The 25,873-nt window shown below is 45.9% G+C and carries 27 protein-coding genes; 19 read left to right on the forward strand and 8 right to left on the reverse strand.

The features are described 5' to 3' along the window. The first annotated feature begins 187 nt into the window (after positions 1-187). The 5 genes from M3629_RS26640 (at position 188) to M3629_RS26660 (ending at position 5,877) form a co-directional block, all read left to right on the forward strand. On the forward strand, positions 188-1,534 hold the full coding sequence (locus M3629_RS26640) for a cytochrome ubiquinol oxidase subunit I (protein ID WP_090924468.1): 1,347 nt from the start codon (positions 188-190) through the stop codon (positions 1,532-1,534). Further along, positions 1,531-2,565: a cytochrome d ubiquinol oxidase subunit II gene (locus M3629_RS26645; protein ID WP_090924469.1), complete on the forward strand. Its 1,035-nt coding sequence runs from the start codon at positions 1,531-1,533 to the stop codon at positions 2,563-2,565. Before M3629_RS26640 ends, M3629_RS26645 begins: the two co-directional genes overlap by 4 nt. 7 nt (positions 2,566-2,572) lie before the next feature. Then, positions 2,573-2,845 (forward strand): hypothetical protein, encoded by a 273-nt coding sequence (locus M3629_RS26650; RefSeq protein ID WP_251511768.1) that lies wholly within the window; start codon positions 2,573-2,575, stop codon positions 2,843-2,845. Between the two features lie 92 nt (positions 2,846-2,937). Further along, complete coding sequence (locus M3629_RS26655; RefSeq protein ID WP_251511771.1) at positions 2,938-3,993, forward strand: MBL fold metallo-hydrolase; 1,056 nt, start codon at positions 2,938-2,940, stop codon at positions 3,991-3,993. A gap of 258 nt (positions 3,994-4,251) precedes the next feature. Beyond that, complete coding sequence (locus M3629_RS26660) at positions 4,252-5,877, forward strand: ABC-F family ATP-binding cassette domain-containing protein (RefSeq protein ID WP_251511774.1); 1,626 nt, start codon at positions 4,252-4,254, stop codon at positions 5,875-5,877. 113 nt (positions 5,878-5,990) lie between these two features. On the opposite strand, the gene M3629_RS26665 is transcribed toward M3629_RS26660, so the two are convergent. Beyond that, positions 5,991-6,179: a hypothetical protein gene (locus tag M3629_RS26665; protein WP_145334854.1), complete on the reverse strand. Its 189-nt coding sequence runs from the start codon at positions 6,177-6,179 to the stop codon at positions 5,991-5,993. A gap of 245 nt (positions 6,180-6,424) precedes the next feature. On the opposite strand from M3629_RS26665, the gene M3629_RS26670 reads away from it, so the two are divergent. Continuing rightward, positions 6,425-7,354, forward strand: coding sequence for a cation diffusion facilitator family transporter (locus M3629_RS26670; RefSeq protein WP_353056782.1), 930 nt, complete (start codon positions 6,425-6,427; stop codon positions 7,352-7,354). A gap of 105 nt (positions 7,355-7,459) precedes the next feature. On the opposite strand, the gene M3629_RS26675 is transcribed toward M3629_RS26670, so the two are convergent. Further along, positions 7,460-7,978, reverse strand: a complete 519-nt coding sequence (locus M3629_RS26675) for a hypothetical protein (RefSeq protein WP_145334858.1) — start codon at positions 7,976-7,978, stop codon at positions 7,460-7,462. Positions 7,979-8,354: 376 nt separating this feature from the next. Beyond that, positions 8,355-8,519 carry a DUF1328 domain-containing protein gene (locus M3629_RS26680; protein ID WP_090924476.1) on the reverse strand — a complete coding sequence of 55 codons (165 nt, stop codon included), beginning with the start codon at positions 8,517-8,519 and terminating at the stop codon, positions 8,355-8,357. Positions 8,520-8,739: 220 nt separating this feature from the next. Here M3629_RS26680 and M3629_RS26685 point away from each other — a divergent pair, with 220 nt between their 5' ends. From M3629_RS26685 to M3629_RS26735, 11 genes are all read left to right on the forward strand, one after another. Beyond that, positions 8,740-9,249, forward strand: a complete 510-nt coding sequence (locus tag M3629_RS26685) for a DUF948 domain-containing protein (RefSeq protein WP_251511780.1) — start codon at positions 8,740-8,742, stop codon at positions 9,247-9,249. A gap of 68 nt (positions 9,250-9,317) precedes the next feature. Then, positions 9,318-9,854, forward strand: coding sequence for a hypothetical protein (locus M3629_RS26690; RefSeq protein ID WP_251511782.1), 537 nt, complete (start codon positions 9,318-9,320; stop codon positions 9,852-9,854). Between the two features lie 93 nt (positions 9,855-9,947). Further along, positions 9,948-10,292 carry a general stress protein gene (locus M3629_RS26695; RefSeq protein WP_090924479.1) on the forward strand — a complete coding sequence of 115 codons (345 nt, stop codon included), beginning with the start codon at positions 9,948-9,950 and terminating at the stop codon, positions 10,290-10,292. Between the two features lie 361 nt (positions 10,293-10,653). Further along, positions 10,654-11,823 carry a PP2C family protein-serine/threonine phosphatase gene (locus M3629_RS26700; protein WP_251511789.1) on the forward strand — a complete coding sequence of 390 codons (1,170 nt, stop codon included), beginning with the start codon at positions 10,654-10,656 and terminating at the stop codon, positions 11,821-11,823. After that, complete coding sequence (locus M3629_RS26705) at positions 11,820-15,545, forward strand: response regulator (RefSeq protein WP_251511823.1); 3,726 nt, start codon at positions 11,820-11,822, stop codon at positions 15,543-15,545. Before M3629_RS26700 ends, M3629_RS26705 begins: the two co-directional genes overlap by 4 nt. A gap of 69 nt (positions 15,546-15,614) precedes the next feature. Beyond that, complete coding sequence (locus M3629_RS26710; RefSeq protein WP_251511825.1) at positions 15,615-16,487, forward strand: CheR family methyltransferase; 873 nt, start codon at positions 15,615-15,617, stop codon at positions 16,485-16,487. Positions 16,488-16,503: 16 nt separating this feature from the next. Continuing rightward, positions 16,504-18,180 (forward strand): response regulator, encoded by a 1,677-nt coding sequence (locus M3629_RS26715; protein WP_251511828.1) that lies wholly within the window; start codon positions 16,504-16,506, stop codon positions 18,178-18,180. An 87-nt stretch (positions 18,181-18,267) separates the two neighbouring features. Beyond that, the gene (locus M3629_RS26720; RefSeq protein ID WP_251511831.1) at positions 18,268-18,606 is read left to right on the forward strand and encodes an STAS domain-containing protein; all 339 of its coding nucleotides are present in this window, start codon (positions 18,268-18,270) and stop codon (positions 18,604-18,606) included. Between the two features lie 18 nt (positions 18,607-18,624). Continuing rightward, a complete protein-coding gene (rsbW, locus tag M3629_RS26725; RefSeq protein ID WP_251511834.1) occupies positions 18,625-19,077 on the forward strand; it encodes an anti-sigma B factor RsbW in 453 nt (150 codons plus the stop codon). Further along, positions 19,074-19,847, forward strand: coding sequence for a sigma-70 family RNA polymerase sigma factor (locus M3629_RS26730; RefSeq protein ID WP_090924486.1), 774 nt, complete (start codon positions 19,074-19,076; stop codon positions 19,845-19,847). Before rsbW ends, M3629_RS26730 begins: the two co-directional genes overlap by 4 nt. A gap of 146 nt (positions 19,848-19,993) precedes the next feature. Next, complete coding sequence (locus M3629_RS26735; protein ID WP_251511836.1) at positions 19,994-21,013, forward strand: magnesium transporter CorA family protein; 1,020 nt, start codon at positions 19,994-19,996, stop codon at positions 21,011-21,013. A 23-nt stretch (positions 21,014-21,036) separates the two neighbouring features. On the opposite strand, the gene M3629_RS26740 is transcribed toward M3629_RS26735, so the two are convergent. From M3629_RS26740 to M3629_RS26755, 4 genes are all read right to left on the reverse strand, one after another. Then, positions 21,037-21,402 (reverse strand): DUF5665 domain-containing protein, encoded by a 366-nt coding sequence (locus tag M3629_RS26740; RefSeq protein WP_251511839.1) that lies wholly within the window; start codon positions 21,400-21,402, stop codon positions 21,037-21,039. Positions 21,403-21,485: 83 nt separating this feature from the next. Further along, positions 21,486-21,893, reverse strand: a complete 408-nt coding sequence (locus M3629_RS26745; RefSeq protein WP_090924487.1) for a YtxH domain-containing protein — start codon at positions 21,891-21,893, stop codon at positions 21,486-21,488. 63 nt (positions 21,894-21,956) lie between these two features. Beyond that, positions 21,957-22,214 carry a GlsB/YeaQ/YmgE family stress response membrane protein gene (locus tag M3629_RS26750; RefSeq protein ID WP_090924488.1) on the reverse strand — a complete coding sequence of 86 codons (258 nt, stop codon included), beginning with the start codon at positions 22,212-22,214 and terminating at the stop codon, positions 21,957-21,959. A 131-nt stretch (positions 22,215-22,345) separates the two neighbouring features. Further along, positions 22,346-23,041 carry a phosphatase PAP2 family protein gene (locus M3629_RS26755; RefSeq protein ID WP_251511842.1) on the reverse strand — a complete coding sequence of 232 codons (696 nt, stop codon included), beginning with the start codon at positions 23,039-23,041 and terminating at the stop codon, positions 22,346-22,348. A 377-nt stretch (positions 23,042-23,418) separates the two neighbouring features. On the opposite strand from M3629_RS26755, the gene M3629_RS26760 reads away from it, so the two are divergent. Both M3629_RS26760 and M3629_RS26765 read left to right on the forward strand, forming a co-directional pair. Then, positions 23,419-24,423, forward strand: a complete 1,005-nt coding sequence (locus M3629_RS26760) for an asparaginase (RefSeq protein ID WP_251511843.1) — start codon at positions 23,419-23,421, stop codon at positions 24,421-24,423. 150 nt (positions 24,424-24,573) lie between these two features. After that, positions 24,574-25,311: a pirin family protein gene (locus tag M3629_RS26765; RefSeq protein ID WP_251511845.1), complete on the forward strand. Its 738-nt coding sequence runs from the start codon at positions 24,574-24,576 to the stop codon at positions 25,309-25,311. A gap of 173 nt (positions 25,312-25,484) precedes the next feature. On the opposite strand, the gene M3629_RS26770 is transcribed toward M3629_RS26765, so the two are convergent. After that, a complete protein-coding gene (locus M3629_RS26770) occupies positions 25,485-25,706 on the reverse strand; it encodes a DUF1128 domain-containing protein (protein ID WP_251511847.1) in 222 nt (73 codons plus the stop codon). Positions 25,707-25,873: the final 167 nt, after the last annotated feature.

Raw genomic sequence — 25,873 nt, forward strand, 5'->3', positions numbered from 1 at the left:
ATATGTTTCGCAAACAAGAGAAAACGCTCATCATCGTTTGTTTGGTGGCGGCTGTAGTTGTACTGTACGCCGTAGTCAAAAGCATCATCCGTATTATGAGTTATTAAAAATCCGTTCAGGCATGTACATAACCCATAACGATTCAACGAAACAACGACAACGATTACGCTGAAAGAGGAGTGTACCCATGTCATCTCTGGACCCCGTACTGCTCAGCCGGATTCTAACCGGTCTGACCCTGTTTGTGCATATTATCTTTGCTTCGATTGGTGTAGGTGTTCCGCTCATGATTGCTTTGGCTGAATGGCGGGGGCTACGTACCAATGACATTCATTACACCTTGCTGGCTCGTCGATGGGCGAGAGGTTTTGTCATTACGGTGGCCGTAGGTGTAGTCACAGGCACATCCATCGGCTTACAGCTGAGCTTGCTGTGGCCCATGTTTATGCGTGTCGCTGGTCAAGCGATTGCGTTGCCGCTTTTTATGGAGACATTTGCTTTTTTCGTAGAAGCGATTTTTCTCGGGATTTACCTATACACTTGGGATCGTTTCAAAAAGAAATACACGCACATGTTGTTGCTCATTCCGGTAGCTCTTGGCTCATCCGCTTCCGCGATATTTATCACAACCGTGAACTCGTTCATGAACCAGCCACAAGGTTTCACCTTGATTAACGGCATCATGAAGGACATTGACCCGATTGCCGCGATGCTGAACCCGGCGACACCAACCAAAGTATCCCACGTGCTTGCTTCCTCCTATACCTTGAGTGCGGGTGTACTTGCGGGTATTGCGGCGTTCAGTCTGCTGCGCGGACGAGACCATGTGTATTACAAAAAAGCACTTAAACTCACGACAGTATCTGCGCTCGTGTTTGCGATCAGCACCGTCATGATCGGTGACTCCTCTGGTAAATTTCTGGCAAAATATCAGCCGGAGAAGTTAGCTGCTGCCGAATGGCATTTCAAAACGATGAAGGAAGCGCCGCTGGTATATGGCGGTATTCTCGACGAGAACAACGAGGTCAAATATGCCATCGAAATTCCTTATGCGCTGAGCATACTGGCTGGTAATCGGCCGGATACAGAAGTGAAGGGACTGGAAGAATATCCGGCCGATCTTAGACCGCCGCTGTCCATTCATTACATGTTCGACCTGAAAGTGACAACAGGAGTCATTATCCTGCTGATACCGGTGTTGTACGTGTTACGCCGCTGGCTGCCAGGACGCAAACCTTATCCCAAATGGTTGCTGCTTGGCATCGTGCTCCTCGGCCCACTGGCGATGATTGCGATTGAACTTGGCTGGATGTTTGCCGAGGTGGGTAGACAGCCCTGGATTTTGCGCGGATATATGAAGGTGTCCGAGGCGGCAACGACTTCGACTTCGGTTGGCTGGATGCTCGTGCTGTTTATTCTGCTGTATTTGGTGCTGTGTTTCTCCTGTATCCGCGTGATCAGCAAGTTGTTCCGTAACAAGGAAGCGGAGAAGGAACTGGATTCGCTTGGACTGGAAGGAGGCATCGTACATTGAGCTTTGAAATCGCAGGCATCGCGATATTATGGACATTTCTGTTCGGTTATCTGATCGTGGCGTCGATTGACTTCGGCGCGGGTTTCTTCAGTTTTTACAGCATATTGACCGGACATGAAAACAAAATTCATAATATTATTCAGCGCTACCTCTCACCGGTGTGGGAAGTGACGAATGTGTTTCTCATCTTCTTTGTCGTGGGGCTGGTCGGCTTCTATCCCGACAGTGCGTTCTATTACGGTACAGCCCTGCTTGTTCCGGGTTCGCTGGCGATTGTTCTACTGGCGATCCGGGGAGTGTATTACGCCTACAATACTTATGGTAACCACGGGAAAAATAGCAGAATCTATCTGGCATTGTACGGAGCAACGGGATTGCTAATCCCGGCAGTGTTCTCCACAATTTTGGCGATATCCGAAGGTGGGATTATCGAACAGGTGGGCGAAAAGGTGTTCTTTCGCTGGCGTGAATTTTTGACAAATCCCTATACATGGTCTGTTGTATTGCTCGCTTTGGTAAGTGTACTGTACATTTCGGCGATGTTCCTGTCCTATTACGCGAAGCGGGCCGGGGATGAACCGGCCTTTGGCGTACTTCGGGAGTATGCGCTGCTGTGGAGCTTGCCCACGATTTTTGCGAGTTTTCTGGCTTTTCTGCAAATTAACAAACAAAATCCGGCTCACTTTGAGCGTATGGTGGACATGTCCTGGATGTTTATCGCATCCTTTATCTGTTTTGTTATCGCGGTGTCGCTTGTGTGGAAGGAGAAATACCTGGGCTGGTGTTTTATCGCGGTGATGCTCCAGTTTGCCTTTGCTTGGTACGGATATGGTCGCTCACATCTGCCCTATATTCTGTACCCGTACATCAATATTTACGATAGCTTCACGAACCGAACGATGGGGATTGCGCTTATTACCGCATTCAGTCTCGGGCTACTGGTGCTCATTCCATCGCTGGTGCTGATTATGAAGCTGTTCCTGTTTGATGCCAATTATGTACGCGGTAACGCCGGGAAAAAGAAAGGATGACTTCGCCATGTTTGCGACGACGATTTCGAATATTCTCTATATACTGTCTGCTTTGCTACCCCGGCAACTTTCGGTGCTGAGATCTGCATGGCCCGCAGGTATTTATCCGGGATTGCACTTGCATCCGCTTTTGGAAGAAGGGGTGAAAGGCATACCGGGCATCACGGGGCTTAGCTTTTTTGAGACGTTTACGATCATGTATGCTCCGCCTCTGATTATGGTGACCGCGATTGTCTTTCTATTTATCTATATGGCGGTATGCAAAAATCCAAAGAACTGATTACATTGGCACTGTACTTATGTCAGGTGGTACGTCCACTGCCGATACGGGTAATCTGATGTTAAGAACTGAGGAAGGGAGGAGGCCCCTTCATGCCCAAAATTCGTTATAACAATATCGATAATGTCAGTACAGACAAAACGCTGAAGGAGTTCAAGCAGTGGAGAGAACAGCGGCGCCGCAAAGTAAAGGACTATTCCTACAAGGTGCCGAAGCACGAGCCTGAACTGGATTATTTACATGCCAACCGGGAAGAAACCACGATCACGTGGATCGGACACTCCACCTTTTTCATCCAATATTATGGACTGAATATCGTGACCGACCCGGTGTGGGCGGAAAAGATGGGATTCCAACGCAGGCTGGGTGACCCCGGTATTCCGATTCAGGATATTCCACCGCTCGACGTCATCCTTATCTCTCACTCACACTATGATCACTTGCATTTGGCTTCCCTGCGCAAATTGATTACATCGAAGACACTGCTAATTGTGCCGGACGGCTTGAAACGCAAGATGATCCGTAAGGGATTTCACCGTTGTCAGGAGATGAAATGGTGGGATCATATGGTGCTTGGTGGAGTGAAGATTACGTTTGTGCCTGCTCAGCACTGGACACGCCGAACGTTGTTTGATACGAATACGTCTCATTGGGGCGGTTATGTATTGGAGTCAAATCATGTCGCGCGCACATCCGAAGAGAGCGCAGCGGCAAAAGAAATGCCAGACCACTCTGCCTCAGCAAATTCTGAATCACAGAAAGCTCGCGATGACAAACAAGCAACAGGTTATCCGCCTGTCCTGTATTTTGTGGGGGATACCGGGTATTTCAAGGAGTTCAAAACGATTGGTGAACGCTTCGACATTGGCGTAACGCTGATGCCGATTGGCGCGTATGACCCCGAATGGTTCATGACCTCCCAGCATGTGACACCAGAGGAGGCATTACAGGGATTCGTAGAAACAGGTTCGCAACTTATGGTGCCGATGCATTACGGAACCTTCAAGCTGGCGGACGACACACCCAAGGAAGCACTGGATCGGCTGGAGGCGGAGCGAGAACGTCTAGGTATCGCCGAGGAACGGATTCGGGTGCTGGGACATGGCGAGACCCTTCGCATCCGGCATGAAGCTGATGAGACTGAGTGAGTAGAAATTAAAAATGTCCATGAAAAGTATGTGAAGTGGGCTAACAAAATCCAGCTAGATATGGTAATCTATATTCATACGTGCATGAACAGCATATTTACCAAAACTTTAATCCGTAAAAAGCGGCTGATTTTCGAATTTGCCGTTTTTTTGTGTTATAATATGGTGCCAGAATAGGCATCGGATATTGAATCCATGATTTACGCAGGTTGCTATTCATGCAGTATGCAGATTAACCAATAAAGGATGGTATGCTTAATGATCAGTACAAGCGGCATCACGCTCCGCTACGGAAAACGTGCACTTTTTGAAGATGTGAATATCAAATTCACGCCAGGCAACTGTTACGGCCTGATCGGTGCGAACGGAGCCGGCAAATCAACGTTTTTGAAAATTTTGTCCGGCGAGATTGAAGCCAACTCGGGAGAGGTGCACATCACCCCGGGCGAACGTATGGCCGTTTTGAAGCAAAACCACTTTGAATATGATGAGTACCCGGTTCTCGAAACGGTTATTATGGGTCACGCTCGGTTGTATTCCATTATGAAAGAGAAGGATGCTTTGTATGCGAAGGCAGACTTCACGGAAGAAGATGGTTTGCGTGCGGGTGAGCTTGAAGGTGAGTTTGCTGAACTGAACGGCTGGGATGCTGAACCGGATGCAGCAGCACTCTTGATCGGTCTTGGGATCGATCGTGATATGCATGACAAAAAAATGGTAGAGCTTAGCGGTAACGAAAAAGTCCGCGTATTGCTGGCTCAAGCGTTGTTTGGCCGTCCGAACAACCTGTTGCTCGATGAGCCTACCAACCACTTGGATCTCGAATCCATTCAATGGCTCGAGAACTTCTTGATGGATTATGAAGGTACCGTTATCGTGGTATCCCATGACCGTCACTTCCTGAACAAAGTATGTACGCATATTGCGGACATCGACTTTGGTAAAATCCAGCTGTACGTAGGTAACTATGACTTCTGGTACGAGTCCAGCCAATTGGCGCTTGCCTTGCAGCGGGATGCTAACAAGAAAAAAGAAGAGAAGATTAAAGAGCTGCAAGCCTTTATTCAACGTTTCTCCGCGAATGCTTCGAAATCCAAACAGGCGACTTCCCGGAAGAAACAACTCGATAAAATTACGCTGGATGACCTTCGTCCGTCCAACCGTAAATACCCGTTCATTAACTTCAAACCTGAGCGTGAAGCGGGTAAACAGTTGCTTACGGTTGACCGTGTCACTAAAGCTGTTGAAGGCGAAACTATGCTGAACGATATCAGCTTTGTGGTGAACAAAGGCGACAAAATTGCGTTTGTTGGCCCGAACGGTAACGCCAAATCGCTATTGTTTGACGTCGTGATGGGCGAAACAGAAGCGGACGCGGGAGAATATACTTGGGGTGTAACCACAACCCAGGCGTATTTCCCAAAAGATAACTCCCAATACTTTGATGGTGTAGAGATGAGCCTTGTGGATTGGTTGCGTCAGTACTCCAAAGATCAGGATGAAACGTATCTGCGTGGCTTCCTGGGTCGTATGTTGTTCTCCGGAGAAGAAGCTTTGAAAAAAGCGAGTGTATTGTCCGGGGGAGAGAAAGTACGGTGTATGCTGGCTAAAATGATGCAGACTGGCGCCAATGTGCTCATTCTGGATGAGCCGACGAACCACTTGGATCTCGAATCCATTACGGCACTGAATAACGGTTTGATCGATTTTGATGGCACGATGCTGTTTACTTCTCATGACCATCAGTTCATCCAAACGATTGCAAACCGTATCATCGAAATTACACCTACGGGTCTCATTGATCGTCAGATGAGCTACGACGAGTACCTGGAAAGCGAAGAAGTGAAAGAGCTGCGTAACAAGATGTATCCTGTTGAAGCTTAATTTCGTTTCCAAATAAGAATAAACAAAAAAAACCGCAAGGTCCTTCAAGAGGGCCTGCGGCTTTTTTGTGTTGTTGTACTGCAGCTGAATGGCTCCAGTACACCTGTTTCAACCTAAGATCCGCCTGTACGACGACGCTGGTTGTTTGGCTTTTTGTTGTTCTGGCTTTTCATGGCTTTAGGGCCGCCTTCAAAGTAAGCACCCGACTGGTTGCCGGAGTTTTGCTGTTCTTTCTTTTGTGCCAGCTTTTGACGGATCGCGTCTTGCAGGCTGATCTTTTTCGGTTCATTATTTTCGCTCATTATATATCCCTCCCGGTCTTGCAGTAAGCCGTCCAATTTGGACGGGATGTACTCATTTTATACGTTTTATAAAGGCCTCACAAGGGCAACCTGATAAAATGCTGCTTTCCACCAGTTTTACCTGAACCAACATTGTTTCTTCATCACTAAAGCCCTGCCTCTTGGAAACTTTGTTTCGGCTTGCCTACAGCCCTGTCAACCAGCAACACTGTTTCTGTAGACCCACACAGCCTGCATTTGGTACTATGGAAAAACGAGTTATTGGAATCGTGAAAAGGAGTGTCGTCCCCTTGAACGCTTATGAAGAAATACGTAAAGGAGAGCGGGGAGCCTGGATCAGCATCGCGGCCTACCTCGTTTTGTCTGCATTTAAGCTGATTTGTGGATATTTGTTTGCTTCCAGCGCTCTGGTTGCGGACGGTATCAATAATGCTACGGACATAGTGGCGTCTGTCGCAGTATTAGTTGGCCTGCGCATATCGCAAAAACCGCCGGATTCGGATCACGCTTATGGTCATTTCCGGGCGGAGACGATCGCGGCATTGATTGCCTCATTTATTATGGCGGTTGTAGGACTTCAGGTATTGGTTGAAGCAGTTCGTTCCTGGTATGCAGGTGATTATGCGGTGCCCAATCTCTGGGCAGCTGGGGTAGCTGTGATATGTGCGGTAGTTATGCTGGGTGTATACCGCTTCAACTCCCGTTTGGCCAAACAAATCAACAGTCAAGCTTTGCTCGCAGCGGCCAAAGATAATCGCTCTGACGCCTGGGTGAGTATCGGTGCTGCCGTTGGCATCGTTGGTTCACAATTCGGACTCCCTTGGCTGGATAAAGTGGCTGCTATCCTGGTAGGTCTGCTAATTTGTAAAACAGCCTGGGAAATTTTCCGTGATTCGACTCATCTGCTTACCGATGGATTTGATCAAAAGCAGTTGACGGATTTAAGATCTGCCGTTGCCCGCGTTCCTGGTGTAGAAACGATCAAGGATGTGAAGGCACGAGTACATGGTAGCCATGTTCTGGTTGATGTGGTTATTGAAGTGGACGGAGGATTAACACTAGTGGAAGGTCATGAAATCTGTAATCAGGTGGAGGCACGATTGAAACGTTCGCATAACATTATGCACGTTCATGTACACGTTGAACCTCGATCTGACGAAACACGCCTGTCCTAAATCACTTGAAGTAGGGATTTTCACAAAATAGATATATCAAAAAGAGGACAGACGCGAATGTGGCGTACTGTCCTCTTTACTTATGTTAGAAACGATTATACGATATTATTGAATCGCAACGTGAATCCAGGCTTTACCTTTCCAAGTGTATACTTGAACCCACTCGCCACCGTCGAATCCGTCAACAATTTCACCTGTTGTATCAACAACTTGCGCGCTCAGAGCGCCGATCGGTTTACCGTTTGGTGCATCATAGAACCATGTGCGCTCCAGCAAGTTGAGCAGCATTGTTGGCATCAGAACTTCGTCACCCGGTTTTACAATTGGCTCGTCGAACATTTTGTCATTTGTTGTGGATGGTGTCTCTGTTGTTGTTGAAGTACCTTGAGTGCCTGTGGAATCAACGGTTGTGCCAGTCACCGTTTCTGCTTTACCTTCAACGGTTTCGACAGCAGGTTTGTTTACTTCTACAGCCGGCGTTGTTGTTGCTGGTGTAGTCGTTGTTGCTTCAGTACCAGAAGTTGTCGGTGTTACCGTGCCGGTAACCGCTTCCTCAGCACCTGCAGCAGCAGCCATGGAACCCATCAAAGTTAAAGCAGCGGCAAAACTTACGATTTTTTTCATTTGTTTTTCCTCCTCGGTTAAATATGTAGTTTTTGGTGTCCTGTGTTAAAAGTAACCAAGCAAGCTCACCTATGAATCACAAATTATAACAATTTTTTCTTGGTTCCTCCAGAGTCAACTGGCACATATGTGGGTATATAGAAAGCCTGTAAAAATCCGACTTACGAGGCATAAAATCGGGCTGACTATATCATGAAAGTCCTGTTTTTTCAGAACTCTTCGGCGGCTGATTATGGAATAAAGCAGGGGGGAGTGTAATACATAAATATAGAAAAATAGGTAGGTGTACCTGTCTTGGAACGCACAAAAGCCGACATGCCTAGTGGCATCATCGGCTTTCGTATGTAGTGCGATCATCAGATTCAGGTATCCGCATTCATCGCATTCGGCTTCGTCCCGTAATGAGGGAGATAACAAACAGTACTACAAAGATGAAGAACAACACTTTTGCGATTGAAGCAGCTGCTTCAACAATTCCGAAGAATCCAAAGATTCCGGCAACAAGCGCGATAATCAGAAAAATCACTGACCATTTTAACATGAGAATTCATCCTTTCGTTTTTTGGGATATGGCGTGAACGATGTGTTTCACTGCCCTGTGTAGTCTAACCTTAACCGAGGTCATAAGACTTGAAACATGGTGTTTTTTTCTTCTTCTATAGGTCCCTGGAGGACCATTTTCTTTTGTTTCGCCCAGGAAAGCCCCGGGTAACTATAGCAATAACAAAACCGAACGCAACTATGGAAAGAGAGGTTCTTTTATGATCTATCAACTGAGCGTGGCCCTCATTGCAGTGGCATTTGCTGTACTGGTTTTCTTTTTGATTCGCACATTAAAATCTGCCCAGGGCTCACTGGACAATGTTTCTCAGACATTGCAGGAAGTGCAAAAAACGATTGATGAACTCAGTTATGAAGTAAAACAGACGGTACGACATGCCAATGACATTACGGCTGACGTACAGCACAAAATGAAGAAGATTGACCCGGTAATGGAATCCGTTGAGAATCTGGGAGAAGTTCTGAGTGAAGTAACGGCAGCAGCCAAACAGGTGTCGACTACACTGATGACTCGATTTCAGGCGAGACCATCCAAAGCAGAGGCGGGCAAAACGTCTGAATCCAATCAGGTAACAGTTCCACCTGCGACGCCTGCGGAGCGAACCGTGCAATCCTATGAAGCTACATATCAGGATAAAACAAAGGGCGGGAAGAACTGGATGAATTATGTTGATCTTGCAGCTAATGTGTGGCAACGCATGCGAAAATAACATGACCGCTTTCTGAGATTCGGTGAAACCTTCAGGGCGGTGATGAACTTGATGAAAGGGTGAGAATCATGATGAAACTACTGCTAGTGACCATGTTTAGCGTAATTTCTCCCTTTTCCGTTCAACCGGCAGCAACCCCTGCTGCTCACGACTTGCAATGGACGGTAATGGAGGAGCAGGAGCCAGCGATGACTTTGGCTACGGATCGTTCCGAGACGTTCGAGCAGTTTACGACTCTGAATGGCGTTTCACTGGAGGATGGAAAGCAGGAATTGTTTGCGAAGTTGGGTCAGCCAGTTGCCATCATAGAAGATCCTTATATGGGATGCCCGGAATATCATTTTCGTCATGTGAATGTAGGGATATGTGAGGATACAGACGTGATTCAGTTCATCCATGTGGATGGTTCGCATGATGATTTGAACTTGAATGGGGAATCTGTCCCATTGCATATAGAGGCTATTCATCAAGTCTTGGGCGAACCTTATCATATTGCTGAGGATGGCGAGGTGTTTCTTCGGGGGCATTACGCGATCAAAGTGTATATGAAACCAGGTTCTGACCAGATTGAAAGTATTGACTTATTCGACGATATGGTTTCCTAAGATTCTGATCCAGCCTACGTTTCAACGTAAAATAGTATGGTTATATACTATAAGAGCTCGTTAAAGAAGATTAATCAGAGGAGAGTGGAAACGATGAATTCAACCAACGCACAGGCGTATGCCAAAGTGGTAGAAAACGGAGTTCAAGCAGTAGAAGCGGTGAAAGAGCTGCAGACTACTGGATACTTAGCTGATCATATCTTCGTTCTCGCCCATGAGAAGGATCGTACAGATCGCATTGCAGATACCGCAGATGCTAATGAAATTGGCATCAAGGAGGAAGGTTTATTCGATTCCATGGCGAATCTGTTCCGCTCACGCGGTGACGAACTTCGGGCCAAAATCGTATCGATGGGCTTTACCGAAGCCGAGGCTGATTTCTATGAAAGTGAATTGGATAAAGGCAAGGTACTGATCATTGCCAAAAAGAAAGACTAACATGTACATCCTGAACGCAGGAGTGTTATATCAATTAAGGCCCTGCGGTGAACCGGGACGGACTTAATCAAAAACATAGATAAGGAATGGGGTTAACCCCATTCCTTATCTATGTTTTTGCAAGTTCTGCCCCGTCATGGGCGAAGTCTTCGGTATAAACCGTTGCAAAAACCATAAAAGCAAGGGAAAGCTACCTCTAATGGTTTGATTTGCTGATAGTCATTTTCTGGATTTATCATTATAGTTAGACTAGGAATTATTATGTTTACTGCCGCTCTGGATGCAAATATTGTATAAATAAGGTTGTTCGTTGAATAGATAACTATCGACAAACCCGGACGCCAAAGATAAGGAGATAGAAATGAGAATACTTATTGTTGACGACAATCCGACGAATGTCATTATCATTCGAGAAATTTTGAAAAAAGAAAATTACCGCGATATTGTGACAGCAAGCTCGGCTATGGAGATGTTCGAAGTATTGGGAATTGGTGAAGAGCACAGCGAACTGCGTCCCAAGCCGTCGGATATTGACCTGATTTTGCTAGATATGATGATGCCTGAAATGGATGGCATTGAAGCATGCAGTATCGTCCAGAAATACGAAAACTTGAAAGATATTCCGATTATTATGGTAACTGCGATCGGTGATTCCAAGAAGTTGGCTGAAGCACTCGATGCAGGCGCATCCGACTATGTAACGAAGCCGATCAACAAAGTGGAATTGATGGCCCGAATCCGACTGGCATTACGTCTGAAACAGGAGAAAGACTGGCATAAGGAGCGTGACCAACGGATTCAGGATGAGCTCAAACTGGCAGCGATGGTGCAAAATGCCGTGCTCAGTCATGCCATCGAAGATCCGTTGTTCCAGGTACATGCGATCTATAAACCATCTTTTGAGCTCGCAGGTGATCTTTACTCCTGGTTCCCGCTTGGAGAGGGACGGTACGGGGTTCTGCTTCTGGACATGATGGGTCATGGCATATCTTCGTCCCTGTTTACCATGTTTATCGCGTCAGTGCTTAAGGATACGGTGACGACTTATGTCGATCCAGAGAAAGTTATTCAGGAGTTAAATCGTCGCTTTAACCAGTTGAATCTGGGAAAACAACTGGTGCAGTACTACTTTACAGCAATCTATTTGGTGGTAGACACGCGTATGAAACGCATTGATTATGTGAATGCCGGGCATCCTCCAGCTCTATTTTTCCGCAATGACGGCAGTGTAACTTCGTTTGATAGCGTATGCTGCCCAGTCGGATTATTCGACAAAATGGATATTGAACCGCAGACCATTCATTACGAAGGCGATGGACATATTGCGATGTATACGGATGGTTTGCTTGAAGCCGTTCAGGGCGATCAGGAGCAGCAGTTGGAATTCTTGAAAGAGCAATTAAAAGGCTCCCATGCATGGAATGAAGAAGCGATGCAGGCTTTGTTCTTCAATGATGAATTGAATCCGGAACGGGACGATGATAAGTGTCTCGTGTGGATTACGCTAGATAAAGGGGCGGTAACGGAATGAAAATCAGAAATAAACTGCTGATTGGTTTTACCGCCTTGATGGCCATTATGATTGCCCTCACTTTTGTAAGCTATGAGCGGCTTAACAGCAGTAATAAACAGATTGATCAGATGTATCAGGAACGTTATCTTAAGGTACGATTTACTTCCGCAGCACGTGGAGAAGTTAATGATATTGCCAAAGTGGTAGCTAACTTGTTGTTAAACCCGAGCAATTCGGTCAGCGCGACAGAAGCAGATCTGAAGGAAATGAAGGAAAAAGGTGTCCGTTATCTGGGACAGGTACGGGATCGGGCAGATACGGCTACGGAGCATCAACTCGTGGATCATGTGAATAATGCTTGGGATGCTTATACGAATTATGCGACAAGAGTTATCAGCCTGATGTCCCAGAGTCGGGTGGAAGATGCTAATAACTATCGTAACTCTACCGGGCTTGCTGTTCAGAAGGAAGCGGTGGATAGTCTGAATGCCCTCTCTCGTTATCAGGATCAGGAGATTGATGCCGAGATCAAAGATGCCAATGCCGCATATTCCAGAGCGGTTCAGATTACGATCAGCATTATGGTCGCGGGGCTACTTCTTGCGCTAGGAGTTATCCTGTGGGTTCTTCCTAGTATTACGCGTGGACTGAATACAGTGTCGATGATGATTACGAGTTTTGGCAAAGGTCGGTATAAAACGATCCGCCGGATTCAAATCAAGTCCACCGATGAGATCGGTCAAATTGCCACCGTATTCAAAGAAGTCTCTAATGATCTGGAAGAGAAGCTGGAGATTGAGAAAGCCTATGTACAAGCTCAGCAGGATCAAAATTGGATGAGTTCCAACATTGCGAGAGTGCCTGAACTTCTGCGGGGAATCGGCTCCATTCGTCAAATTTCCCAGATGTTTATCAGTGAATTTACACCTGTGCTTGGTGCACAGCTGGGTGTTGTGTATTTGATTGACGAAGAGAAGCATCCAGATGAGCTGAGACGTTATGGTTCATACGCTTTTGAAGAGAATGGAGAGCTTGGCAAAGAGGTGTATCGAATCGGGGAAGGCATGATTGGTCAAGCTGCATTGGATATGAGCCCAATTGTGTTGGATCAAACACCTGAACAATATGTGAGCATCGGTTCTGCTTCCGGATCAGCGCGGGCTGCAGGAATTATGATCTATCCGGTTGTGTTTGAAGACGAACTGATCGGTGTGGTAGAGCTGGCTTCCTTCGAAGGTTTTAATGAAATGCACAAGCAGTTGTTTGGTCAGTTGATTATGAATTTGGGTGTCATCCTCAATAATGTTCGGCGACGTCTTCGTGTGGAAGAATTGTTGCGGGAGTCCCAGGCGCTTACGGAGGAGTTACAAGTGCAATCGGAGGAGCTGCAGACACAACAGGAGGAATTGCGCCGTTCCAATGAAAATCTGGAAGAACAGACAGATGCGCTTAAACGTTCGGAGGAGCTGCTGCAACGTCAGCAGGAGGAATTGGAACATTTTAATACCGAACTCATTGCCAAAACGCGTGCGCTTGAAGAGCAGGTACGTGAAGTAGAAGAGAAAAATGATGAAATCGAGAAAACGAAGACACAATTGGAACAACAAGCGATGCAATTGTCGATGACGAGTAAGTACAAGTCAGAATTTTTGGCAAATATGTCGCATGAACTTCGTACTCCACTGAACAGTTTGCTCATATTGTCTCAGCTATTGTCGGAGAACAAGGATGGCAACCTCAGTAGCAAACAGCAGGAATATGCACAAACGATCTATATGTCAGGTGCAGATTTACTGAAAATGATTGATGAGATTCTCGATCTGTCGAAAGTAGACGCTGGTAAGATGGATATCAATTATGAGACGGTACGATTGGATGAGTTGACCCAATTTGTCTCCCAGAACTTCGGTCCGATGGCTAACAAGAAGGAACTGGATTTAAATATTGAGTTTGATAGCTCACTTCCGGAATGGATCTATACAGATAGTCATCGGGTGAAACAAATTTTAAGAAACTTGTTGTCCAATGCTTTTAAGTTCACCAACCGTGGCTCGGTGAGCCTGATCGCGAAGCGTATGAAGCCTGAGGAGTTGCCTGGATATCTGAATACGAATCAGGAATACCTTGGATTCAGTATCAAAGATACCGGCATTGGCATTCCATCAGACAAGACGGATCTGATCTTCGAAGCGTTCCAACAGGTAGATGGTACGACGAGTCGCAAATATGGCGGCACGGGTCTTGGTTTATCGATTAGCCGAGAATTGGCACGTCTGCTTGGTGGGGCAATCCAGGTGACATCTTCAGAAGGAGTGGGAAGCACCTTTACCCTGTTCCTGCCGGATAATCATGAAGAGGCTGAATTGGCAGAGGAAAAGGCAACAATAGAAGCAGCAGCATCTTCAGAACAGCAACAAACGCTGGTGCCAGACATTAAACCGGCTCGTATTCCACAACAATCTATTCTTGCGTCTGATTTGGAAGGGAGTCATGTGGCTGAATTATCGCCTGCTCGCAATCCGGAACTGACAAACATAGAAGACGATGCTAATGCCATCGTAGAAGGTGACAAAACGTTGCTGATCATCGAAGATGATGTGAAGTTTGCCCATATTTTGATGGATATGGCGAGAGGACGTGGCTTCAAGGCATTGGTTGCCCTTCAGGGAGATATCGGACTGGAGATGGCTCGTGAATACTTGCCTGATGCGATCATTCTGGATATCCAGCTGCCTGTGATGGATGGGTGGACGATTTTGGGTGAACTGAAAAGTAGCTCCGTAACACGTCACATCCCGGTACATGTCATTTCGGTTGTGGATGATATGAAACAAGGGTTGATGATGGGAGCCATTGCCTATCTTAAAAAACCGTCCAGCAAAGATTCGCTGGATAAAGCATTCTCTCATATCGAATCCTATACGGAAAATCAATTAAAGCGACTGCTTATCGTTGAAGATGATGAGATCCAGCGCAAAGCAATCATTGAATTGATCGGTCATGATGATGTGGCTATCACGGCTGTTTCTACAGGACAAGAAGCACTAAATGAACTGCACAGCCAACGTTACGATTGTATGGTGCTGGATCTGATGCTGACGGATATGACAGGTTTCGAACTGCTCGATCAGATTCGGGATGATGAATATCTGAATGATCTGCCAATTATCATTTATACCGGTAAAGAGCTGGATTCCAAGGAAGAGATGAAACTTCGTAAATATGCGGAATCGATCATTATCAAAGACGTGAAGTCACCTGAGCGATTATTGGACGAAACGACATTGTTCCTGCATCGGGTAGAAGCCAACCTGCCCGAGGACAAACGCCGTATTTTGCAGAAGCTTCATAATAAAGAGACTTTGTTCGAAGGTAAAAAAATATTGCTTGTCGACGATGATATCCGGAATGTGTTTGCATTATCCAGTGTGCTTGAAGGGTACCGTATGGATGTTACATTTGCTGAGAACGGTCGTGAGGCGCTGGAGGCACTCGAGAAAAATCCGGAGTTTGATCTGGTGTTAATGGATATGATGATGCCAGAGATGGACGGATACGAAGCGATGACACGGATCAGACAGAACCCGAAATTTGATAAATTGCCGATTATTGCCCTCACAGCCAAGGCGATGAAAGAGGATCGAGGGAAATGTATTGAAGCTGGAGCATCCGATTATGTGAAAAAACCGATTCAAACCGATCAATTGTTATCGTTAATGCGGGTATGGCTGTATTCGTAAGCGTATGGTTTGGGTAATGAAGGACAATAACGCATACGCAAGTAACCAAAGATGAAGTGGAGAGAAGTTATGACACCGTGGGAACCTAACGAGACGGGAGCAGATACGGTCCGTATACCGCAAGATGAAGAACGGGAACTGATCGAGATTGAGTTGCTGCTGGAAGGAATGCATCGTTTGTATGGGTATGACTTCAGAAATTACGCGTTGCCATCCCTAAGACGAAGAATATGGCATTATGCGCATGCGGAAGGAGTGAAAAGCATATCGGGGTTACAGGAAAAGGTGCTGCACAACCGTTCATCGTTTGAACGGTTCGTACAGAATTTATCCATTCCGGTAACGGAAATGTTCCGCGACCCATCGCTTTTTCGCATGTTTCGGGAAAAGATCATTCCTATTCTGAGAACCTATCCTTATATTCGGATATGGCATGCAGGCTGCTCTACGGGTGAAGAGGTGTATTCCATGGCGATTATGCTGCATGAGGAAGGTCTGTATGACAAGGCACGAATCTATGCAACGGATATGAATGACCGCTCACTGCAACAGGCCAAGGAAGGCGTATACGGAATCGAGAAAATGAAGTTGTTCACCACAAATTATCTGGAGGCAGGGGGCACGAAAGCCTTCTCCGAATACTATACAGCGAAATATAATTCCGTTATATTTCACCCGTTTCTTCAGAAAAACATTATTTTCGCCGAACACAATCTGGCAACTGACAGGTCGTTTAATGAGTTTAACGTTATCTTTTGCCGCAATGTCATGATTTATTTCAATGATGAGCTGCGGAACCATGTGCACGGGCTGTTTCATGAGAGCTTGAGCCACTTTGGCATACTCGTTCTGGGATCGAAAGAATCCATTCATTTTACAGAATATAGCGATGCCTATGAGCCGTTAGACCGGACCGAAAAAATATACCGGAAGATCAAATAGGGGGTTAGGCTTAGTTATGGGGCTCAATGAACCAATCCACATATTATTGGTAGATGACCGCCCTGAGAACCTGCTTGCGCTCGAAGCGGTTCTGGAATCAGAGCAATACAAACTCGTCAAGGCAAATTCCGGAGAAGAGGCACTCCGGTGTTTGCTCAAAGACGAATTTGCGGTCATTGTACTTGATGTGCAGATGCCTGGGATGGACGGGATTGAGACAGCGAAATTAATCAAGGCACGAGACAAATCCAAGGATGTGCCTATCATCTTCATTTCGGCGAATAGCAGAGAGGCTGAGCATTTGTTTGCTGGATATTCAGCGGGAGCCATAGATTATATGGTCAAACCGTTTATCCCCCAGATTTTGAAATCCAAAATCGAGGGTTTTGTAGAGATGTTTATCACAAACAAAAGACTGAAGACACAGACGATGTTGCTTCACCAGAAGACGCAGGAACTGGAGAAGATGAATCAGCAGCTTGTGCAGGCCAAAGAAGAAGCCGAGATTGCGGCTAATGCCAAAACGGAGTTTCTGGCCATGATGAGCCACGAGATCCGTACGCCGATGAACGGAGTCATTGGCATGGTGGACCTGTTGATGGAAACCGAGTTGAAGGAAGATCAGAAGGAATATGTGGATATTGTTCGCCGCAGTGCCGATGCACTCGTCACGGTGATTAATGACATTCTTGATTTTACCAAGATGGAGTCCGGCAAAATGGAGCTGGAGGAGCATCCATTTGAACTGGTTTCCTGCATACGTGAAGTGCTCGGTCTGTTCGCTGCAGAAGCTGGTAAGAAAAGTCTGGAACTGGATTTTTTCCTTGAAGATGCTGTGCCTGAATTAATCTATGGAGATATGGCACGTCTCCGCCAAGTGCTACTGAATTTGATCGCCAACGCGGTGAAGTTTACGGAGCAGGGCGGTGTTTATCTCATCGTTTCCGTGAATGAAGAGAAGGACGGAAACATATCTTTGGAGTTTGCTGTCAAAGATACAGGAATAGGCATCGCACCGGAGAAAGTGGATCGCTTGTTCCAGCCGTTTTCTCAACTCGATACGTCCATGACCCGAAAATATGGTGGAACTGGCCTTGGCCTGGCCATCTGTAAAACACTGGTCGAAATGATGGGGGGGAAGATTTATCTTGATACCTCTGAAAAGCGTGGGGCTACCTTCGTGTTTACCATTCAGGCCAAGCGTTACATTGAAACGGAACTGGTTCGGGGTAGCGGCGAAGAGAAACTGACAGACATTAGTCATGAAGATAAACATGCAACGGTATTAATTGTGGATGACCATCCGATCAATCAGAAGTTGATGGCTATCATGTTGCACAAACTTGGGCTTCTCTCCGATATTGCGGAAGATGGGCAGAAGGCTCTGGAAATGGTGATGGAAAGCCCGTCGCCATATGACTTTATTTTTATGGATCTACAGATGCCTGTAATGGATGGTCTGGAATGTACGCGAAGAATACGCGCAAGCGTGTCTCAGAATCAGCAACCTGTCATCATAGCCATGACAGCTAACGTAATGGAAGGCATACAGCAGCGCTGCACTGAGGTGGGAATGGACGATTATATTAGCAAACCGGTAAAAATGGGCAGTGTCAAACAGAAACTTTCCCATTTCCAGAAAAAACGCCAGGTTATTCATCCAGGAGGTTCAACAATGAATCAGGCGAATTGAATATTTTACCATTTATGTTTTCTGTTTCACTCGTACGTAAGTTGGGTTATAGAATAAGGAAACCATTGATCAGGAGAGAGATGTCTAATGAATACAAATAAAAATGAAAAATTCAACGCAAGAACCGAGACACATGACGGTGTAAGCACAGTGTATCTGACTGGCGAACTGGATTTGTCGGTTGCTCCTGACTTCCGTTTGGTAATGGAACCGCTCGTGGACAACAAGGAGCAGGATCTGATTATTAACATGAAAGATTTAAAGTACATTGATAGCACAGGAATTGGTATCCTGTTATCTGTTCTCAAGGCCAGACACGGAATGGAAGCTCGCTTTGAAGTACAGGAAGTTCCTGCGCAAATTCAGAAACTTTTTGATATGACGGGTATAGCCAAATTCTTTGTTACACAGAAGAATTCCCAATAGGAAAGGATCGAAAAAGGAATGAATGCAGAAGTCCAAAGAATTACGCTGAATTTACCGGCGACAGCTGAATATGTGGATATTGTAAGACTTAATCTATATGGTGTTGCGTCCAAAATGGGATTCTCTTATGAAGACATTGAGGATATGAAGGTTGCTGTGTCCGAAGCCTGTAACAATTCCGTATTGTATGCCTACTCTCATGAAGGCGGTATGGTTGAAGTCGTTTTTGAAGTAGATGGTGAGATGCTCGCGATCACTGTCAAAGACGAGGGTTCCAGCTTCGAGAATGTGAACCCGGCCGCATCACGTTCCGGACTTCATGACAAAGAACTGACAGACGCTCAGATTGGCGGACTTGGGTTCTACCTGATGCAAGCCTTGATGGATGATGTCAGTGTTGAAAGTGAGACGGGCAAAGGTACGAAAGTAGTACTCGTAAAACGTCTTGCAAAAAGTGAGGAGAAAGTATGAATGAGAAAGTGACTCCCCCAGAGTCCATGTCTGAAGCGATTGGTTTGATCTGGGAATACCAACAAACACAGGACAACGAAATCGCTACGGTTCTTATCCGCAAGTACGAGCCCATGGTCAAAATGGCTGCGGGTAAAATTGCTCGAAATCGACCGGATCTATATGAGGATCTGTACCAGACAGGTCAAATGGCTTTGATCCGATTGTTGAAGCAGTACGATATCAATCTGGGAATTCCATTTGAACCGTATGCGATGAAAAGTATGATCGGTCATATGAAAAATTATTTGCGGGATAAGTCATGGTACATTCAAGTCCCGAGAAGAATCAAGGAAAAAGGGGCATTGGTGCAACATGCCATCGATGAGCTGACGGTAAAGCTAGAACGTTCACCTGGAGTAAATGAGATTGCTGAATACCTGGATCTTACACCGGAGGAAACGATCGAAGTTCTGGCTGGCCGGGAGTGTTACCACTATGTTTCTCTGGATTCTCCATTATCTCAGGATGACAGTGCTGCGACACTCGGAGAACTGATCAGCGCGGATGTGAATGACTTTGATTCCGTGGAAAAACGGATGGATCTACAACAGGCGTTAGGTCAGCTTAAGGAACAAGAACAGAAAGTACTTATTTTAGCCTTTCAGGATGGACAGTCACAGCGTGCCATAGCCCAAAAACTGGGTGTCTCGCAGATGAGTGTCTCCCGGATTCAGAAAAGAGCTACGGAGAAACTGAAACAGATTATGTCTAACGCTTCTTTGCTATGATACACTATTCCAATTGTTGCCCCAATACAGCTTGACGAGGACACGGTATTGCACTGGATTGCATACGTGTCCTTTTTGAATTCATTGGAGAGGAAACCCGGTGGCAATGAACGAATAGAAACGAATAGGATCAGGAGGAATGTCAGGTGGATCAAATCAAACTGGAAGCTCGGCGTGATCAGTTATCCTGCTCCGAAGATTGGCAGTGGTGGGATTGGGTAGCTCCGGATTCTAGTAGTATGGAAAGTGCACTTCGTGATCTGGAACAGGCGTTTCCAGAGATGCAATACTGGCTAAGCAAAATACCGGAAGCCGAATCGAACTACTTGTCCGTTCGTTATTTTAACGGCACAGATGCGGTTATTTTTGGCTCCTTCTTATATGCTGTAAAAAATGAGAGAGAAGATCAACGAAGAGATAATCAGATGTTTTTCTATGTCGACAAGCAGAATTTGGTCACGCTCAATTTGGACAACAACACAAGGGGCATTATGAAATCCGGCGAACGCATGCAAATGTTGCAACAATGTACGCAGGCGAGGGAAGGCATGTTTGTGCTTTTTCGGGCCATTCTCCATTATTATCATGTGGGTATGGACCATTTTGAGATGAATCTGCGGGATCTGGAACGGAGAATGGAATCACGGAATGCGCGGACATTAATGGATCAGATTCTGGCAGCGCGCTTCGAACTGCTGTACTGGAGTAATCTGTTTATTCCTTATACCGAATTAATGGCCGCTTCCCGGGAAGCTTATCTTCATGAGATTACAGAGAATCGCTTCTATCAGCAACTTCAGTACCGTGTTGAACGAATGGAGTGTCTGTTCCAGCATTATGAAAAGGAGATCGATACCTTAATCTCGATCGACAACGCGATATCAGGCGTTCGCGGTAACGAAATTATGAAGACGCTAACGATTGTGACATCCGTGTTTACACCAGCAACAGCCGCCGGTGCTATATGGGGAATGAACTTCGAGAACTTACCTCTGATCGACAAGACATGGGGAGTCGTGCTTGTCATTGCACTGATCATCTGCAGCATGATCAGCATGTATATATGGATGATGATGAAAGGTTGGACAGGGGATTTGTTAAAAGTAAAATCTGCACAGTCCTCCGCTCGGGGAAACCGGGACAGAGGAAAAGAGGAACCGCGATAGTCACAGACTTAGCGGTTCCTTTTTTATTTTTTGTAATCCTCAATATAACCGAGCAAGTCGGCGATATACTGACCCACGATAGGCATATTGACAAATTGGCTAAGGATGAAGGCGAGTAGACCGAGCACAACAAACGTACCAACGGTCAATCCGAGTCCACGTGCCATACCTGCAGTAAAGTTGGTAATGATACGTTTCTTGGGACTACTGTAATTTTCAATGATGTCTTTGATCTGAGCCCTCTCCAGACTATCGGCAATCTGATCAAGCCGTGTGTTCAGGCGTTTGACCTCGTGCCGTAATTCGAAGGGATGCTCACTGGTATCATACTGCTGTGCAGGTGTTCCTCCTGGTACCGGGGGATTGCCATTAATCGTGACTTTACTCATATCTGTCATTCCTCCGTTCGCGTTGGATAAAAAATAGCCAGCTGGAATGCAGCTGGCTATTCATTACTCGATCTCTTCAGAACTTACAGGCTTGTCGAGTTCAATTGTTTACGCGCATCTTCCTTCGCTTCGACGGAAGCGGCAGCTACTTCTTCGGATGCACGTGTTGCTTCCTCTGCAACATCTGCTGATGCTTTTCTCACGGAGTCCATAACGTCATTGCGACCTTGGTTTACTGTTCTTGCCAGATCGGACGTTTTGGAAGATACCGTTTTGGCGATTTCAGAAGCTTTGTCACCAACAACAGTGGCCACTTCCTTCGTGCGGTCAGTCACCATACCTACCTTTTCGGAAAGATCACCGCGCAATTCGCGTCCTGGTTTAGGGGCGAATAACAGGGCAGCGGCAGCGCCCAGCAAACCTCCGATGAAAATACCTTTGGCGAAAGTTGAACCACTTTGTACAGGATATTGTTCTTCTGCTTTATTCATGTCTAATCACTCCTTCATTAGTTTAAGAAAAAATACGAAACAACGAACACCATCTAACCCGAATCAGGCAGCCTGTCTTAGCAGTCTGGACACAAGCCCCAGCAAGAAAACAAAGAGCGCTGTACCAATGATGGCGGGAATGACGGCAAAGTTACCGATAACCGGTCCCCAGTTACCAAGCAAAAGTGCTCCCAGCCAGGCTCCGGCGAATCCGGCAATCATCGCACCAATCACGCCGCCCGGCATGTTATGACCGGCAAGTGCATCTCCGATCAAACCGATAATAATCGCCATGACAATGCTGATAATAATGCCCCACATAACAACCGCCTCCTTTCAACTAGATGCAGGATGTTGTCTGTTCGCGTTTGCTTACTTCGTATATAAACGCCGTGCAAGACGGTGAAACAACTAACTTGCCTTTGAATAAAATGGAAAATGAAAGCAGGGGATCAGGCAAGGGAACGATTCATCCCTCGAATCATACAGCTGATCCAGACCAATCCGGCAGCGAATCCGGCAAAAACATCAGTCGGATAATGTACACCCAGCATGATTCGACTTATACCGATCAACAGAACAAATAAAGTGCCGCACAACATAGGAATCCACCTGTTATCTCGCCCCCTCCATTCTGTAGCCCAGATGACAAAAAGCATACCGTAAAAACCCATCGAAATCATGGCATGACCGCTGGGGTAACTATATCCGTGCACAACGAGTAGGTGATCCAGTTCAGGTCTGCTTCGTCTGAAAATTTCTTTTAATAAGGTGTTCAAAATCCACATCATGGCAAAGCTCGCACAGATTATATAGCCATACATAGTTGTTCTGGGATGACGCTGTAGGAAGCATAACAGTGCGAACCCTGCTGCGGCGAATGCCGATATCTTAAATGAACCGAGTGCCGTGATGAAGGAAGTGTATGGCAGTAGAGACAGGCGGGATTGCGAGTGAAGGTAAAATATCTGCTGAATTTGACTGTCCAGTCGAATTAAACGTTCCAGGCCCAGCCAGGCTCCAACACCAGCTAATAATAGAACAGCAGCTGAGCTTAGCAGTGAAGCAATCAGGAGGTATTTCAGTAGAGATTGCAAAGACATCACATGAGATGATCCAGATGAGAGATGTTGAGAATTACGCAGCATAAGATGTTTCTCCTTCAAGAAAGAGTATTGTTTCAGTGAGGCTGATAAAGTTTTACCCGAAACGGCTGTCGAAAAAACTGTAAAAACGTCGTTTTTGTACTATACTATTGAAGATATCCCATGCGGCGCCGTGAAGCAAAGCAGAGAAGTTATATAAGTTGAACTAAAGTTTTTACACAGCCCACTCCGACGACAGAATAACCTTCCAATCGCTGTTATCCCCAGATTTTTTGATTCCCTTTTCGAAAAGGGGAAATCCGGTGATAAAGGCGACCGCTCCGCTTTTTCAGGTTTTTTCTGTCCTCTCCGTTAACGTGTAAAAGAACAGTCAACTTATATAAATATGAAATTAGTAATTTAAAAGGAGAGAAACTCGCGTGGAGAGTGCTTTGTTAGTTAAAGAATACCGTGCGGGCGTGATGGAATGCGCTCACTACGGACACATATGTATTACAGATGAGCATGGCCGGGTTGTATATTCGGCTGGTGATCCTCATTTCAGAGCGTTCACGCGTTCATCGGCCAAACCTTTTCAAGCGATTCCAGGTATTCGGGCCGGAATTGATCGACATTATAATCTTAAACCACAAGAGATCGCGATCATGGCTTCATCACATCGCTCTGAGCCGGAGCATATTCAAGTGTTGGAACATTTGGCTCATAAGATTGGACTTGGTGAGGAATGTCTAATCTGTGCACCGAGCTATCCGCTTAACGAAGAAAGCCGAAACAACTGGTTGCGGGCTCAAGGGGAGAAACGCAGAATACTGCATAACTGTTCGGGTAAACATCTGGGCATTCTAGGTTATAGTCAGATGAAAAAACTGGATTTGGGCAGCTATGCCGAGCCAGATCATCCGGTGCAACGGGAAATCCTTGAAACACTGGCGAGTCTCGCAAGCATTGAAGAAAAAGAGATTCAATTAGGAACGGATGGCTGTGGTTTTCCTGTATTTTCTCTGCCTTTGTCTGCACTGGCCAATGCATTTCTCAAACTTGCATGTCCTGATCTCATTAAAGATGAATCCACACGCATCGCTGTTGAGACCATTACTTCTGCGATGAATCAGCACCCTGTGATGGTCGGTGGCACGAATCGGGTAGATTCCGTGTTGCTGGAGGACGATAATATTGTCGCGAAGGGCGGATTCAAGGGTGTATTTGGTTTTGCGCTGAAAAAAGAAAGACTGGGCATCACCTTCAAAGTGCTGGACGGCTCCGAGGAAGAGTGGGCTTCCATTGCACAATCGATATTAAAGCAACTGAACTATTCCAATCCCAAAACCATTGCCCGTCTCGCAGAAGTGTTTCCTGCAGTCATACGTAATGATGCTGGGACTCTCGTCGGACGGATGGATAGTGAATTCTTGCTCCACTCATGAAAAGATAGTGCATAACCTTTGGAAGGAGCGTGATTAGAATGACCGGACCTCGGGTAAAGATCACATACCAACTGGTATTGACCTATATCATTTTGAACACGCATGGATTATTGCCATAAGGCAGTTCCAATCCTCTGGAGGTGGATGAATATGATTAAAGTAGTGACATCGGAAGAAAGACACACGTCGGACCGCGGTTGGATACACAGCGAATTCAGCTTTTCCTTTGCGGATTATGAGGACCCAAGCAATGCTCATTTTGGCTGTCTGTTAGCCCACAACGACAATATACTGATGCCGCAAGAAGGCTTTAAGAAACATCCACATCATGACCTTGAGATTGTCAGTTATGTGATATCAGGTACGCTTAAACATACAGACAGTATGGGCACAGAGCAGATGCTGGAAGCGGGGACAGTTCAGGTGATGAGTGCAGGTACAGGCGTAGAGCACTCCGAAACGAACCCAGCTACAGATGAACCGGTGCGTTTCTTGCAAATGTGGTTTTTGCCCTCTCAGCGAATGCTGAAACCATCTTATGCTTATCGAAAAATAGAAGAGTCAGCACATCTCAACCGACTTTGCCCAGTTGTGTCAGGTGCCTCTGGTACATTGGATGAATCCATAGACGACAACTCACTTCGCATCGCTCAGGATGTAACCTGTTATCTGTCCAAGCTGGAGACAGGAAAAAAATTAATGTTTCCGCAACACGAGGAGCGTCGTACACACTTGTTTCTCATTAACGGACATTTGGAAATTCAGTGTTCCGATGGAAACTTTAATCTCAAGCCCGGAGATGCGGCTCGCATACGTAAAAGCTGTGATTTACAAATGACAAGTACAGGCAGCGAGCCTGCTGAATTCGTACTTGTAGATCTTCCTTGAAGGAGATGACATGACAAGGTCTGAACATGCCAATGTGTAAACTAAAAAAGTAGGTTAACAATAGAAAAGGACTTGTCTTGCATCAGGGTTCTGATGTAAGACAGGTCCTTTTTGTTGCTCATCCAGTGCCATGGTCGAAAATAGGTGTGAAGATAAATTTGGAGAGTGAGAATTTATTTGCGGAGTTTACCGAGTTCAGAAGCAACCGCCTCTACTTCAGAGATGCTCAAATGTTCTTTGCTCATCACCATTTCGTACAAATCATGCAAATCTTCATATTTCTCAATTGGGAACGCTGAAGCCTGCATCGCGGCACCACTGGCCATCCGCAGTTTGGTTTTGATCGCTTCAATCATATATTCCATATTTTCTGCTGTTGCTTGTGTTAAATCCATCGTTAACTTCATCCTTTCCATCTCCGGAGATGGGTTGTTCATTGGTCCAAACGGAACTTCTGTTATTGTAGCATGAGTGGAAGGGGACAAGCCAATGATTTTGCGGTAGGATGGAGCATCGGTTACAATATGAGAAATAGATCGCAACGATGGGAAGTCCAGATAGC

This window comes from Paenibacillus polysaccharolyticus (genome assembly GCF_023714295.1).
Taxonomy (GTDB): domain Bacteria; phylum Bacillota; class Bacilli; order Paenibacillales; family Paenibacillaceae; genus Paenibacillus; species Paenibacillus polysaccharolyticus_A.